This is a genomic window from Blautia sp. JLR.GB0024 (assembly GCF_037000545.1).
Lineage (GTDB): Bacteria > Bacillota > Clostridia > Lachnospirales > Lachnospiraceae > Blautia > Blautia celeris.
In genome coordinates, this window is record NZ_JBANBF010000003.1 from 221,353 (window position 1) to 235,835 (window position 14,483).

The 14,483-nt window shown below is 47.9% G+C and carries 10 protein-coding genes and 3 tRNA genes; 4 read left to right on the forward strand and 9 right to left on the reverse strand.

The window, feature by feature from the left end; genetic code table 11:
• Positions 1-314 precede the first annotated feature (314 nt).
• Positions 315-1,154: a PHP domain-containing protein gene (locus V8Q34_RS09235; RefSeq protein ID WP_103731295.1), complete on the reverse strand. Its 840-nt coding sequence runs from the start codon at positions 1,152-1,154 to the stop codon at positions 315-317.
• Between the two features lie 356 nt (positions 1,155-1,510).
• Between V8Q34_RS09235 and V8Q34_RS09240 the strand changes: the two genes are divergently transcribed.
• The 4 genes from V8Q34_RS09240 to V8Q34_RS09255 all read left to right on the forward strand — a co-directional run bounded on the left by V8Q34_RS09240 (position 1,511) and on the right by V8Q34_RS09255 (position 2,920).
• On the forward strand, positions 1,511-2,395 hold the full coding sequence (locus V8Q34_RS09240; protein ID WP_033141946.1) for a hypothetical protein: 885 nt from the start codon (positions 1,511-1,513) through the stop codon (positions 2,393-2,395).
• A gap of 239 nt (positions 2,396-2,634) precedes the next feature.
• Positions 2,635-2,706 (forward strand) — tRNA-Glu (locus V8Q34_RS09245).
• A gap of 35 nt (positions 2,707-2,741) precedes the next feature.
• Positions 2,742-2,813: transfer RNA gene (locus tag V8Q34_RS09250), tRNA-Glu, on the forward strand.
• A gap of 35 nt (positions 2,814-2,848) precedes the next feature.
• A tRNA-Glu gene (locus tag V8Q34_RS09255) sits at positions 2,849-2,920 on the forward strand.
• Positions 2,921-3,089: 169 nt separating this feature from the next.
• Here V8Q34_RS09255 and V8Q34_RS09260 read toward each other — a convergent pair.
• The 8 genes from V8Q34_RS09260 to V8Q34_RS09295 form a co-directional block, all read right to left on the reverse strand.
• Complete coding sequence (locus V8Q34_RS09260) at positions 3,090-5,225, reverse strand: RNA degradosome polyphosphate kinase (RefSeq protein WP_335835287.1); 2,136 nt, start codon at positions 5,223-5,225, stop codon at positions 3,090-3,092.
• Between the two features lie 11 nt (positions 5,226-5,236).
• Positions 5,237-6,781: a Ppx/GppA phosphatase family protein gene (locus V8Q34_RS09265; RefSeq protein ID WP_335835288.1), complete on the reverse strand. Its 1,545-nt coding sequence runs from the start codon at positions 6,779-6,781 to the stop codon at positions 5,237-5,239.
• A 24-nt stretch (positions 6,782-6,805) separates the two neighbouring features.
• Complete coding sequence (locus tag V8Q34_RS09270; protein WP_335835289.1) at positions 6,806-7,540, reverse strand: response regulator transcription factor; 735 nt, start codon at positions 7,538-7,540, stop codon at positions 6,806-6,808.
• A gap of 213 nt (positions 7,541-7,753) precedes the next feature.
• Complete coding sequence (locus V8Q34_RS09275) at positions 7,754-8,611, reverse strand: carbohydrate ABC transporter permease (protein ID WP_335835290.1); 858 nt, start codon at positions 8,609-8,611, stop codon at positions 7,754-7,756.
• Positions 8,612-8,627: 16 nt separating this feature from the next.
• Positions 8,628-9,521 carry a carbohydrate ABC transporter permease gene (locus V8Q34_RS09280; RefSeq protein ID WP_033141941.1) on the reverse strand — a complete coding sequence of 298 codons (894 nt, stop codon included), beginning with the start codon at positions 9,519-9,521 and terminating at the stop codon, positions 8,628-8,630.
• Positions 9,522-9,681: 160 nt separating this feature from the next.
• A complete protein-coding gene (locus V8Q34_RS09285) occupies positions 9,682-11,037 on the reverse strand; it encodes an ABC transporter substrate-binding protein (protein WP_033141940.1) in 1,356 nt (451 codons plus the stop codon).
• A gap of 109 nt (positions 11,038-11,146) precedes the next feature.
• Positions 11,147-12,955, reverse strand: coding sequence for a sensor histidine kinase (locus V8Q34_RS09290; RefSeq protein WP_335835291.1), 1,809 nt, complete (start codon positions 12,953-12,955; stop codon positions 11,147-11,149).
• An 88-nt stretch (positions 12,956-13,043) separates the two neighbouring features.
• Entirely contained in the window at positions 13,044-14,477 is a 1,434-nt protein-coding gene (locus tag V8Q34_RS09295) for a phosphoglucomutase/phosphomannomutase family protein (RefSeq protein ID WP_033141939.1), read from the reverse strand.
• Positions 14,478-14,483 lie beyond the last annotated feature (6 nt).

Genomic DNA, 14,483 nt, shown 5'->3' on the forward strand with positions numbered 1-14,483 from the left:
AGACAAAGTTTCCTATATCATGAAATAAGAGTCTGCCGAAGCAGACTCATCTATTTTTCCTACCGTCTCTAGTTTAAAGGAATTAAAAAATATTGTCAATCCATTATTCTGTCTTTTTCTGAAAGCTTTTCTGCAACAGAGTGTAGAAGTGTCACGGGACTGTACGGTTCTGTCAGCGTAACGATTCAGCCAGCTGAATCGTTACGGGTATTCGCCCATTAAAAATCGCTTCGCGATGGGGCGAATACCTGCCGCCACTACTCTTTTGCACGGTCAGCGCAGCAAATGCGCAGACCTGACTGAACAGTTACCTGTCAGCTTTCTTTTATTTTCTCCCACACGGAATAAGGGATTTTTAAATTCCCCATTCCGCTTCCCAGATCAATATGCGGTTTGTTCGTACCATGAAAATCACTGCCTCCCGAAATGCAAAGAGACAGTTCTTTTGCAAGCCTTATCATGTTTCTCTCCTCAAAAGGCTTGTACGTGGAATACATGGCTTCCAGCCCGTCAAGTCCGGCCTTTTTCAGCTCCTTCACAGCCCGGATCAATCTGTCGTCTATAAAACGGCACAGCACCGGATGGGCAAAGACTGCCTTGCCGCCCCCTTCATGTATGAGCCGTATGGCCTGGGCCGGCGTCACCTTCTCCCTGGGCACATAACAGCAGGCTCGGTCCCCCAGGTATCTGTCAAAAGCCTCACTGACAGAACCCACATATCCGTGCTCAAACAAAAATCTCGCAAAATGTGCCCTGGTCCACACACTATCCGGAAATGCTTCCTTCATCGCCTCGTATGTGATATCCATACCGTGTTCGTTCAGCCGCTCTATCATTTTAATATTTCTGGCATCTCTTGACTGCTGGAAGTAAGTCAGCTCTTTTCTGAAATGTGTGTCCTTCCAGTCAATCCCCAGCCCCACAATGTGCACATCCTTCCCCCACCAGGTCGTGGACAGCTCAATCCCGGGAATCACTTCCAGCAAAGTTCCCTCTGCCGCCTCCATGGCCTCCTCTATCCCGTCCATGGTATCGTGGTCAGTCAGTGCAATGGCCCGCAGCTCCTTTTCCAGAGCATACGCAATCAGCTCTTTCGGCGTATAAGTGCCGTCAGAAGCGTTTGAGTGTGTGTGCAGATCTATCAAATCTCTCATATGGATTCTCCTGTATCAGAAATAAACATCTTAATTTTTTACAATATCAGTATAACAGAGAGGCAGGAAAGATACAACGTTTCCTGCTGACGGCAGATAAGGAACAAACAAGGCAAAATCCTGTTGCGGTCCGCTAAACGATGTGTTAGAATAATGAAAAGCAAATTTTCTAAGTCATTTATCTGGTTTTGTATCCGATCAGGATTCAAAATATCTGTAAGCATTTCATTACAGCAGGTTTGTATTCTTTGACCTGTCTTTTCGGAAAATTCATGCTTTTCTCACACTATAGCAGGGGTTTTTCGGAAACTTTAAAACCTCCTGCACACATGAATTAAATAAGGAGGAGGATTTACATGGACAAACCAAGAACACATGCACTGCAATGGCATCCTGCCTTTTATGCTGATATTCAGATTGAGCTGGAAGAAGAAGCAGGACTTCTGGTTTTTGAAAATGAACATCAGCTTGGGACAAAGCCAAAGGAGATTGACGTACTGATTGTTAAAAAGGAGGCAGAAGTTCCTATACGAAAAAATATCGGAAGGATTTTTCGGAAGCATAATATCGTAGAATACAAGAGTCCAACCGATTATTTAAGTATAGATGATTTCTATAAGGTTTATGGCTATGCCTGTTTTTACAAGGCGGATACGGCAAGGGCCGACAGTATTAAGATTCATGATATCACCATAACCTTCGTATGCCACCGTTATCCCCGCAGTTTGATACGGTATTTAACGGATGAAATAGGGTATCAGATCACCAGAGTTGAGGATGGTATTTATTATATTATCGGAGATAAAATCCCCATACAGTTGATCCTGACAAAGGAATTGTCAGAAAATCACAATTTATGGCTGAAAAATCTGACCGATAATCTGGAAGACCCAGAAATGGTAAATCGTTTAATCGAACAGTATGCAAAACATAAAGAAAATAGCCTGTATAAATCAGTAATGAATCTAATTGTCCGCGCTAACCAGGAAAAATTCAAGGAGGTAAAGGCCATGTGTGAAGCATTGGAAGAATTAATGAAAGATGAATTGGAAGCCAAAAAAGTAGAAGGAATAACAGAAACTATTTTAGATCTGCTTTTTGAACTGGGCAGTGTACCTGAGCTACTGCAGTCTGAAATCATGAAGCAGAAGAATCCTGAAATTTTGAAACAATGGGTAAAATACGCCGCCAGGGCAGATACAGTTGAAGCATTTGAACAGAAAATCAGGAAGGCTGAGTAACAGCAGGATTACCGCTCTGCCTGTGGCTGAAAATAAAGAAAGCAGGTATCCGCCCGATTGTGAAGCAATTTTTCATAGGGGAATACCTGCATTTCTATGCCGGTGTGCTTATATAAAGACATGATATCCGAAAAAATGATTCAAAAAAATAACTTTTTTCAAAAAAACTCTTGCATTTTGGAATAATATGTAGTATCATAATCAAGCGTCATGCGAAACGACAAAGCAAAACGCAGAATGGTTCGTTGGTCAAGCGGTTAAGACGCCGCCCTCTCACGGCGGAAACAGGGGTTCGATTCCCCTACGAACTGCTCATACAGTATGCTACAACAGAAAAGCGCAACACGGTTCGTTGGTCAAGCGGTTAAGACGCCGCCCTCTCACGGCGGAAACAGGGGTTCGATTCCCCTACGAACTGCTCATACAGTATGCTACAATTGAAAAGCGCAACATGGTTCGTTGGTCAAGCGGTTAAGACGCCGCCCTCTCACGGCGGAAACAGGGGTTCGATTCCCCTACGAACTGCTAAAAAGATTTCAGTGTTTATGCTGGAATCTTTTTTGTTATGCCAAAAGAGAGCCCGGCAGAAATCTTTCCCTTCCGGGACACCTTTCTGCCAGACTTTTCCCCCGCCCAAAAACAGACCGGCATCCGAAGGCATGTCCTCCCCGGATACCGGTCCTTATGTTCTTCTTTAATCCTCCGGTGCCTCCGCAGGAATGAACACGCGCTTATCCACTGAACTCTCCGGCAGTCTGGCATTCTCCCATGCCTCCTCACAGAAGTAATCCTGGGAATCAAGAAGCACCTTGCCCCTCTTATCAATCTTCTCATACCTGCCGTCCGGCTGCAGCACATGGGCTTTGACATTGTCCGCAAGCTGTATCTCCAGAATATGCTTCACTTCCTCTTTCAGCCGTTCATCCTCCACAGGGAATACAATCTCCACCCTCTTATCCAGGTTTCTCGGCATCCAGTCAGCGCTTCCCATGAAGACCTCCTCACGGCCGTCACTGTAAAAATAGAAAATCCTGCTGTGCTCCAGGAAATTTCCCACAATGGAGCGCACCGTGATATTATCACTGATTCCCGGAATCCCCACCTTCAGACAGCAGATACCCCGCACGATCAGATCGATCTTCACCCCGGCGGCGCTTGCAGCATACAGAGCCGCAATAATATCCCTGTCGCAGAGAGAATTCATTTTCGCCACGATCCGGGCCTTCCGTCCTTTCAGCGCGTATTCCCGCTCCATCTCAATCTGATGCAGGAAACGGTCACGCATCCAGATAGGCGCCACTACCAATTTATTCCACGTCCTCGGTTCCGAATAGCCTGATAACATATTGAACACCGCTGTGGCGTCCTCCCCGATCCTGGCAGAACATGTGAGAATTCCGCAGTCTGTGTACAGTTTGGCTGTGGAATCGTTGTAATTGCCCGTACCCAGGTGCACATATCTGCGGATGCCGTTCTCCTCCCTGCGCACCACCAAAGTAATCTTGCTGTGGGTCTTAAGCCCCAGAAGGCCATAGATCACATGACATCCGGCCTTCTCAAGCATCTTTGCCCAGACAATATTGTTCTCCTCGTCAAAACGGGCCTTCAGCTCCACCAGTACGGTGACCTGCTTGCCGTTCTCCGCTGCCTGGGCCAGCGCCGCGATAATGGGTGAATTGCCGCTCACACGGTACAGGGTCTGCTTGATCGCCAGCACATCCGGGTCCTTGGCTGCCTGCCGCACAAAATCCACCACAGGCTGAAATGTCATGAACGGATGGTGCAGCAGAATATCTCCCCTTCTGATCTGGGTGAAAATATCCTCATCTGTCATCATAGCCGGCACCAGAGCCGGTGTGTATGGCTTGTTCCTGTACTCCTCAAAGCCGTCCATTCCATACATTTTCATCAGGAAGGTCAGATCTAAGGGGCCGTTTATCTGGAAGATATCCTCCTCCTTGATCTCAAACTCCATTTTCAGAATGTTCAGAAGCCTTTCGTCCATCTTGTCTTCCACTTCCAGACGGATCACCTCGCCCCACTGGCGCTTTTTCAGCTGCTTCTGGATCTCCTTTAAAAGGTCTGCCGCCTCGTCCTCATCTATGGTCAGATCCGCATTCCGCATGATCCGGTACGGACAGGTGCAGGCCACCTCATTGCTCAAAAACAGCTTGCCGATATTCCGCTCGATCACCTGCTCCAGCAGAATCACCACGGTGTTTCCCTTTTTGTCCTCAGGCAGCATCACGATCCTCGGCAGCACAGAGGGCACCTGGACCGTGGCAAATTCCAGCTCCTCCCTGCCCTTTTTGTCCTTTTTGGAGATCAGGGCACCGATATTCAATGTCTTATTCCTGATAAGCGGAAAAGGCCTGGCGGAATCCATTGCCATGGGTGTCAGAACCGGGTATACGCTTTCCTCAAAATAGCGGTCCACATATTCCTGCTGTTCCTTTGTCAGATCCTCATGCTTTTCCACCACGTGAAGCCCTACTTTGTTAAGCGCAGGCAGAAGAGAACGGTTGTAGGTGTTATACTGTGTCTCCACCAGCTCCTTTGTCACAACAGACAGCTCTTTTAGCTGTTCCTTGGGCGTCATGCCGGCAATGTCCGGCTTTGTGTATTTGGCATGCACCATATCCTTCAGGGATGCCACACGGATCATGAAAAATTCGTCCAGATTAGATGCCGTTATGCTCAAAAATTTCAGTCTTTCAAACAGGGGAAGGCTTTTATCCCTGGCCTCTGAGAGGACTCTCTCGTTAAATTTGATCCAGCTCAGTTCCCTGTTCCAGTAATATTCCGGTTTTATATAATCTTTTAAATCCATCCTCATGCCCCCTATCTTCTCTTTTTCCGGCGCAGCCTCGGTCGGATGCTGAACACCTCTTCAAAGAAATCCGCCTTTTCCGTCAGCAGCCCTTCCTCCAGCGTCAGATCCTCCTGCGTGTCAATGGTCAGTACCAGTTCCTTCTCCCTGACTGCCGCTTTGATCTCCTCCACCTTCTGCTTATGGCTGCGGTCCAGGGCATTGGCCACCCGCAATATGGCTGTCAGTTTGCCGATGAGCATGTAAGTATCACGGTCAATGGCACTCTTGGAATCCGCCTCCCCATAATATTTGAAAGGCTCCGAGTTAAACCGCACTACGCTGGCGATGACTTCCCGCTCCATATGGGACAGGCCGATGATCTCTGTGGACATGATGATCGCGTAGGAACACTCCGCCGCATTGCTCATGCTGATATATTTTCCGCAGTCGTGGAGGATGACCGCGATCTGCAGAAGCAGCTTCTCCCTGCTTCCCATGCCGTGCACTTTTTTCATGCTGTCAAAGATGATGGTAGCCACCTCCGCCACGGTCTGTGTATGGCTCTTGTTGCTCATATACCGCTTTGCTATATTTCTGGCGGAAACCAGTATGTCGTTTTCAAAATTGTGGGTGCTCTTGATGAGCTTTTGTTTCTGGGCGTAGTCGTAGGAAACACCGTCATTTAACTGGGTTCCCGGCAGCCATAAGGTATCTGCCCCCATCTCATCAATAAATACCCTGCAGATGATCAGAGTGGGCACCAAAATCGTGGCAAACTCCAGGGAGATTCCCAGCTCCACAGCCGCCTGCTCCGGCGATTTGTGGACAATGCCCTCATACGCCTGCATGAAGGCCTCCCGGCTGACTGTCCTGTTTTCCTCCATGCTGCTCTTTTTCTTCAGAAGCGTTTCAATAAACACATCTCCCAGAAGAATGATATTATCAATCTTCCGCTCTTTCAAATGCAGCTTTTTAAAGCTCAGAATATCGTTGTGTATCAGCTCCTCCACCAGATGCTCATAGTATACGGTCTCCTTTTCCACAGGAATCAGGCGCTCCCGGATACGCAGGCTGCCCATCTTAAAGTTCTGGGTAGTCACCAGAGCGTCCTTGTCAAACAGGGAGATCTGTACATTACCGCCACCGATCTCAATGATGGCGGTTCCCTTCTGGATGATCTTCGTAAAAGCCGCGTCCTTGGCCGCCAGGGATTTATAACCGTAAAACCTCTGCTCCGAATTGCTGAGGATCTCCACATTGATGCCTGTCTTCTGGTATACCTGGTCCAGCACGATCCAGACATTCTTTGCCTCCTGCAGCGTGCTGGTGGCACAGGCACGGTATGCGTCCACCTGGTATTCCTTCATGATGCCGGCAAAATCGTGGAGCACAGCACACAGCTCCTGGGTGGAATCGTACCCGATCTTTCCGGTGCCGTAGGTATCCCGTCCGATCTCCAGACGGCTTCTGACCTCATCGATCTGGCGGATTCCCGCCTTGGGTGATATTTCATAGATATCCATGGATACATGATAAGACCCTACGTCGATTGCTGCAAATCTTGTAATTGCCATTTTCTCACCTCTTCCGTAAACGGACTATATCTTATTTCTGTACTCGTTGGCTGAAATCCCCTCTATCTTCTTAAAGACCCTGGAGAAATGCGCCATATCCAGAAATCCCACTTCCTCCGCCACATCCCCGATGCGCAGGGACGGGTCCTTTAAAAGCTCCTTGGCCTTGTCAATCCGGATGGAATTGAGGATCTCCGAAAAGCTCTTCTCCAGATGCTTGTTCAAAAGCTTGCTCAGATGCCACTGGCTCACAAAAGTATTCTCTGCCACTTCACTTAAAGAAATCTTTTTATTATAGTTTTCCTGTATATAAGCCAGGGCATTCTTCACAATAAAACTTCCGGCAGTATTTTCAGATTCATCCTCCTCGCCGGTGATATTGCGCTTTTTCAGGTTTTCCGCCATGACCTGCACAGCCTCCTCTATCTCGTCCATGTTGGAGGGCTTTAACAGAAACCGCGTCACACCCAGACGGATTGCCTGCTGCGCATAGTCAAAATCCCGGTATCCTGTCAGAATGGAAATCTGCATCTCCGGAAATTCTACCCTGAGAGCCGCAATCATTTTCAGCCCGTCCATACCCGGCATGGAAATGTCGGATATTACAATATTGGGCTGCTCTTTCCTTATGACTTCCAGGCCTTCCTGTCCATTGCCTGCTGTGGCTGCGATCCTGCAGCCGTATTTCTCCCACGGCACCACTTTGGAAAGACCCTCTGCAATAATTGGTTCGTCATCTACGATCACTACTTTATACATATGTACCCCCGGCTTTTATTTTCGTTTATCGTAACTGCTCGTCACCTTCACAGTTACAGTTTATCACAAATTTTCTGTTCTTCTTTCAAATTTACCTTAAATTTGTGTAAAATATATTCACTTTTTATTATTATAAAACATTAACGAAAAAAAGGAAAGTATTTGGCCGGTTTTCCACCAAATACTTTCCTTATAGCTTTTATGATTCAGGCATCATCCCTTTACAGCTCCCGCCGTCATACCCTTGATGATGTACTTCTGCAGACATACATACACAACCAGAAGCGGTACGATGATCAGTGTCACTACTGCTGCCATAAGGCCGTAGTCTGTTCCTTCTCTGGAAGAGATCTCCATGAGCAGTCGTGTGATTGCCCACTGGTCTTTGAAACGAAGGAAGAAGGTCTGGGAGAACAGGTCATTGTAGCTCCACAGGAAACTGAAGATACCAACCGTTGCAAATGATGGTTTCGTAAGCGGCACCACGATCTTGAAGAAAATCTGCATGGGATTGCAGCCTTCCAGATACGCCGACTCTTCCAGTTCAATGGGAAGACTGCGGATGTACCCTGTGAGCACCACCATGGCAAAGGCCAGGTTTCCGGCTATCTGCGGCAGTATCAGCGATATGAGCGAGAGGGAAACCTTATCGGTATTAACGATTCCCCAGGAAAACTCCATACGGAATACCGGGATAATGGTTGCGAATACCGGGAACATCATAGCTGCCACAACCAGTGTGTTCAGCAGTTTCTTGGTTTTCAGGTTATAGCGCACCAGTGCGTAGGAGGCCATTCCTGCCAGGAGGATGACCACAAGGGCTACACAGCAGGAAACGATGATACTGTTTTTATATGCGGTGAAGATATTCAGTCTGTCAAATGCTGTCTTGTAGTTATCCATACTGAACAGATTCCCGATGGGAAGTGCAAAGGAATTTGCTATTATTTTCTTTTTGTCCTTGAATGAGTTTAAGATAACCCACAAAATCGGATAAATTGTTGTAAGTGCCCAGAATATCAGGATGAGATATACGACGCACATTCCTGGTGAAAATTTACGCTTTTTCATTTTTTATATCTCCCTTCTAATAATCTTTCTCTTTGAAAATGACATTTACAACCTTGGATAGTATGATGCCGAGAACAACAATTACGATGGCAATGGTGGAACTGTAGTCCGCGTCACTTGCCACGAACGCGTAGTAGTACATATACGTGCCGGTGAGCCATGTCTTGCCGTAGGGCATACCGTTGGGGAACATCATCCATGGCAGGTCGAAGACCTTCAGTGCTCCTGTCACAGCCAGCACACAGCAGGTGCAGATGACATTGTGGAGAAGCGGGATGGAGATGAAACGTACTCTCTGGAACCTTGTGGCTCCGTCAATGGATGCTGATTCATACAGTTCATCCGATATATTGTTAAGTCCGGTCAGCAGTATGATGAAATAGAATCCCACATACTGCCAGGTGACCGGTATCATCATGGTCATGATAGCGTGGGCCTCGTCCTTCCAGTCTGTCAGGTTCGTCATGCCCAGGAATTCCAGAAGCTGGTTGATCATACCTTTGTCATACAGGAAGATCAGGTTGAACAGAAGTCCTAATGCGGTTGCGGAGATAACGATCGGGAAGAAGTAAACGATTCGGAAGAATTTTGCTCCTCTTTTGATGTTGTCTACCAGAAGTGCTATGATAATCGCGATTCCCACCTGCCCTACGATGGTTACGATAATCATGATCAGTGTGTTTTTCAGGGCAATTCTCATGTTCGGGTCTGTGAACAGACGTGTGTAGTTTTTGTAAACCGGGTCATTGAACCCTTTGGCCGGAGTTGCCAGTCCTTTGATTTTCATGAAACTGTTGAAGATGTTCTGGATAAATGGGTAGTACAGGTACAGTATCAGAAACAGGAATGCAGGCAGCAGGAAAAAAATGGCCGGCTTCTTATTCTTATAAATATTAGATGTGTTATTCATAGATTTCGCCTCCCAGACTTTCAAGCGAACACCTGCGTCCATTTGAAAGTTACTTCACTTGCTTTTCTTTAAGAAGGACCGGAGGATTTTTTCCTCTCCGGTCCTTGAAAAAAATACGGTTTTTACGTTACAAATACTTTATCTGCGGATACAGATATGATTATTCTTCCATTGCATCAATAACCTGCTGGATCGCGTCATTGATTTCCATCTGACCTTCTACGATCTGCGGCATATTTGTGAAGATAGGAGCTCTCTGATCTTCGGTGCACAGATCCTGGCATGCGCCTGATGTAGCGGTTACGGATTTCAGCATGGTGAGGGCGTCTTTTTCCAGAGAGTTCAGTTTGCTTTCGTCAATCTGGGCGCCGTCTTTTAAGGATGTTGTTGCTGTTCCTGCAAAATCGGAAACGGTTTCTGTGTTGATGAAATATTCCACTAAATCTACAGCTGCTTTCTGTTTTTCCGGATCATCCCAAGCTTTTTTGGAGATGTACCATCCTGATGACAGACCGCTGATGATATCTGTTGTCTTTCTCTCATTCTGTCCCGGTACGAAGGTAACGGTGAAGTTATCAATGTTTTCAGCGTTGTCTCTGATACCGCCCATCTTCCAGGAACCGTCTACATAAAATGCTGCTTTGTCCTGTAAGAATCCCTGGAATGCCTCGTCAGCTTCGCAGGTATTGGTATTTTCTGTGAAGAAGCCTTTTTCATAGACATCTTTGATGTCAGCGATGCCTTCTGCCCAGGCTTTGCCCACTTTGTCATCTACTTTTTCCGGTACTGCCACGTGTGTTGCCGGTGTGTCATGGTTGAAGATAGAATACTCAAACCAGTAGTGCGGCTCTTTGATCAGAGAAGCAGCGATTGGAGTATAACCTGCGTCCTTGATCTTCTGGCAGGTCTCCATGAACTGTTCCCATGTGGTATCCGGTCCCGGAATCTCAACACCTGCGTCCTCACAAACTTTTTTGTTCACATACATGCCTTCCCAGTATCCGTAGAAAGGAACTGCATATTTTACACCGTCTACCGGGGATGCCGGGATCAGGTCATCATTCATATTTGATGCATAGTCCGGATATTTTTCACGAATCTCATCAATGGAAACCACCTTGTCAGCCTCTACGAAGGGGTTGGAATCATTGCCGTTGAAGTAGAACATAACATCCGGTTCTGCACCTGTCTCAAAGTCTGTGATCACACGGGCTTTCATGGCTTCATCTGCAGATGCGGAGGAATCATTGATCTTGTTTCCTGTCTCTTTCTGCCAGTTCTCAATGGTTTCCTGATATTTATCCACATTGCTCTCGGTTCCTGCAAAAGTTGTGGTCACATTCAATGTAACTTTGCCTTCCGCACTGCCTTCATCGCTGTCATCCGATGTATCCGCGGTATCTTCTTTCTTGGTATCATCTCCGGCGTCTGCTGCTTTACTGTCGCCGCCGCAGCCTGCCAGCATGGTTCCTGCCATTGCTCCAACGAGTAAAACTGCTACAACTTTCTTCTTCATAACTAACTTACCTCCCTGTTTGCTTTGTTTTGCTTTGTTTTTCTTGATGACATTATAATACCGCAAATATTGTAAAAAGCGAATAACTGAGGCTGTGATTTTTTGCTTTTTATTGTGCTCTTAGACCAACAAAAATGGTCAAACGGGCACAAATCCGGTCATCTTTTTCCTGGAAAATGGACAGTCCGCAGGGTTCTCCGTACAAAATACCCAGTCTCTGGTTCACATTTGCTATGCCCAGATTGCCGGAGGATTCCTTGCTGGTGTCATAGTCAGGCGCAAGCAGCCTGTCCACCTTTGCCCTCTCCTGCTCGTTCATCACACCGTTGTTCTCGGTCTCCAGATAGAGGTAGTCCCCCTTTTTGTAACTTCTCAGTACCACTGTGCCGCTGCCGCTTCGGATAACGCCGTGTTCTATGGCGTTCTCGATCACGGGCTGCAGGATCAGCCTGGGCACCTTCTCATTCAGGGTGTCCTCCGCGATCTCCACCTCCACAGTGAGCTTGCTTCCCAGCCTCTCTTTCATTATATGAAGATAGGCCTCCACATATTGCAGCTCCTCCTTCAGAGGCACCACATGGCGGCGTTTCCTGTCCATGGCAGCGTTCATGAGCACAGACAGGGATTCTATCATCTTGGATATCTTCATATTACCGGAGAGACGTGCCTCCCAGTTGATGATCTCCAGCGTGTTGTTCATAAAGTGGGGGTTGATGTGGGACTGCAGGGCCATGATCCTGGCATCCTTGAGCGCCATCTCCTCCTGGTAAATATGGTCAAACTGGTATTTCAGCCGGCTTGACATCTGGTTAAAGGACTCTGTCAGGTAGACGAACTCCCGGCTTCCCGCCTCGAAGGTGATCTGATAGCCCAGATTGCCCTCCTGGATCTCCCTCGCCCCCTCCATAAGCTGTTCTGTGGGCTGCAGGATATGCCGCCGCACCATAAGGATCAAAAACACCACCAGAGGTACCAGCAGCACGATCATCACGCCCAGAATGCGAAGATACGCGTACATGGAATCCATGACCACCATCTTGGGTATCCGCACAAGGGTATCCAGGCTGTAGCTGTTCTCCTTCACCAGATTCCGGATATACAGATAGCCCCCGTCCCAAGTGCTTCCCTGGGGATACTCCTCGGGGTGAAGTCCTTCTGTCTTCGTCTGTTCTTTCCCCTGGCTGAACTCCAGATTCAATTCATTTAAATAGATACTCATATCAAAGTCTTCCAGGAAATGCCGCATGCCCTCAAAGCAGTAGGCAATATTCATGCGCATGACAAGTACACCCACAGGCTCAAAGGAACGGTTTACCAGGTTACGGATCATGTAGACCCTGCCGTCACACTCCAGAAAACCGATGTTTGTATCAAGGGTCTCGGCATATTTTTTCACTGTCTCGTGGTCTTCCTTCCAATAGGTGTCAATCTGATGATAGGACCCGCCGGCGCTTGCATTGTACACCTCGCCGTTCAGCTTTTCCGGATCATCCAGATACCAGAATACGGTGCTGGAAAAGCTTTTATCCTTGGTATACTTGGTGTTCAGATATCCGCGCACCCTGCCGCTGAGCCAGTAATCTTTATAATGATTGTTCTTAAAAGCCTCGTATACGGAGCGCAGTTCCCCCTCATAGGAGGCGTCTCTGGAGTCCTCTATGGCCTGGTTCAGCCGCTCCACGCTTGTCTGCATATTAAAGTTCACCTGGTCCGTCATATTATCCACCCGGTCACCTAACTGATTGGACAGGATATAATGGACCATCATCCCCACCATGAGCACAAATGGTATCATCCAGCAGCCAAGAGCAATGGCGATCACTCTCCACTGGATGGAAAATTTCTTCTTTTCTTTCATCTCGTTTCCCCTCTCCTGCATTCTGCGGTTCCCGTCCCGGCACCGCTCTTTCTCTATCATACCATGTACTATCCTTTTGCGCAGAAAAAATTAGAGGGTATGCTGCAAAATTTTAACATCCTGCAGCATACCCTCATCCTTTATCCGATCAATTTTTCAGTTCCAGGAATTCCTCGAAAATCTCGCACATGCGGACAGCCTGGTAAGCCTCAGGCATCTCACAGAAAATGCGCAGAAGAGGCTCTGTGCCGGAGAATCTGGCAATGATCCAGCCTCCGTTTTTAAAGTAGATCTTACAGCCGTCCATGTAGGAAACCTTTTCCACCGGTTCGTCAATATTGGGAAGGGCCTTATCCACCATGAGGGTCCTCTGGATCTCCTCTTTTCTTTCAGGCGTGAACTTGTAGTCCCTCTCCTCCATATAGATACTTCCGTACTCCTCCTCAATGTCCCTGGCGATCTGGGATATCTTCTTTCCTGTTACTGCGATCATTTCCACCAGCAGCATGGCAGCATATACGCCGTCCTTGCCGTTGATGTGTCCTTTTACGGTCAGGCCGCCTGAAGATTCCCCGCCGATGATGGCATCTGTCTCCTCCATCTTGGAAGAGATATACTTAAAGCCAACGGGAACCTCATAGCATTTCTGCCCGAAGCTCTCTGCCACACGGTCCAGCATGTGGGTGGTTGCCACGTTGCGGACGACCGGGCCGCTCCAGCCTTTATATTTTACCAGATAATAATACAGCAGCACTAAGATATCATTGGGGTGCAGGAATTTTCCCGTATCATCAATGACGCCGATACGGTCCGCATCCCCGTCGGTGGCCACACCGATGTCACAGCCTCTGTCCAGCACATAGTTCTGCAGGGAGCGCAGGGTCTGGGCATTGGGTGCCGGCAGCTTGCCGCCGAACAGCGTGTCATGGCGCTCATGGATGATCTCCAGCTCGCAGCGGGTGATGGAGAGCAGGGTCTTCAGAGAAGTCTGGCTCACACCGTACATGGGGTCAAGAGCCACACGGAGTCCTTTGTTCTTGATGGCCTCCACATCCACAGCGGCAATGATATTGTCCAGATATTCATTGAGAGGGTTAAATTCCACCACTTTCCCCTCAGCCACTGCCTGCTCATAGGGAATGGCGGCGATGGGAGTTCCTGCGGCGATCTCCTCCTCCACTTTTGCGATATACTCCTCAATCTCTGCGGTCTGCACTTCATTGGCATCCCTTCCGCCTCTTGTGAAGACCTTGATGCCGTTATAGATCGCCGGATTATGGCTGGCTGTCACCATCATGCCGTATGGCAGGTTGTGTGCCATCACATAATACATGATAAGTGGTGTGGGTGAGGACCTGTTGATGAACCAGGCGCGGATTCCCTCCGCTGCCAGCACCTCACAGGACCACATAACTGCCTCTTTTGCCAGGAAACGCCTGTCATATCCGATGCAGATGTCCTCCTTCTCCACGCCCTCTGCCTTCATTTTCATGGCAAGGGCCTTTGTCAGCTTCTGGATATTCTCCTTCGTGAAGCCGTCACCTATAATTGCTCTCCAACCGCCTGTTCCAAATTTGATCATTGCTGT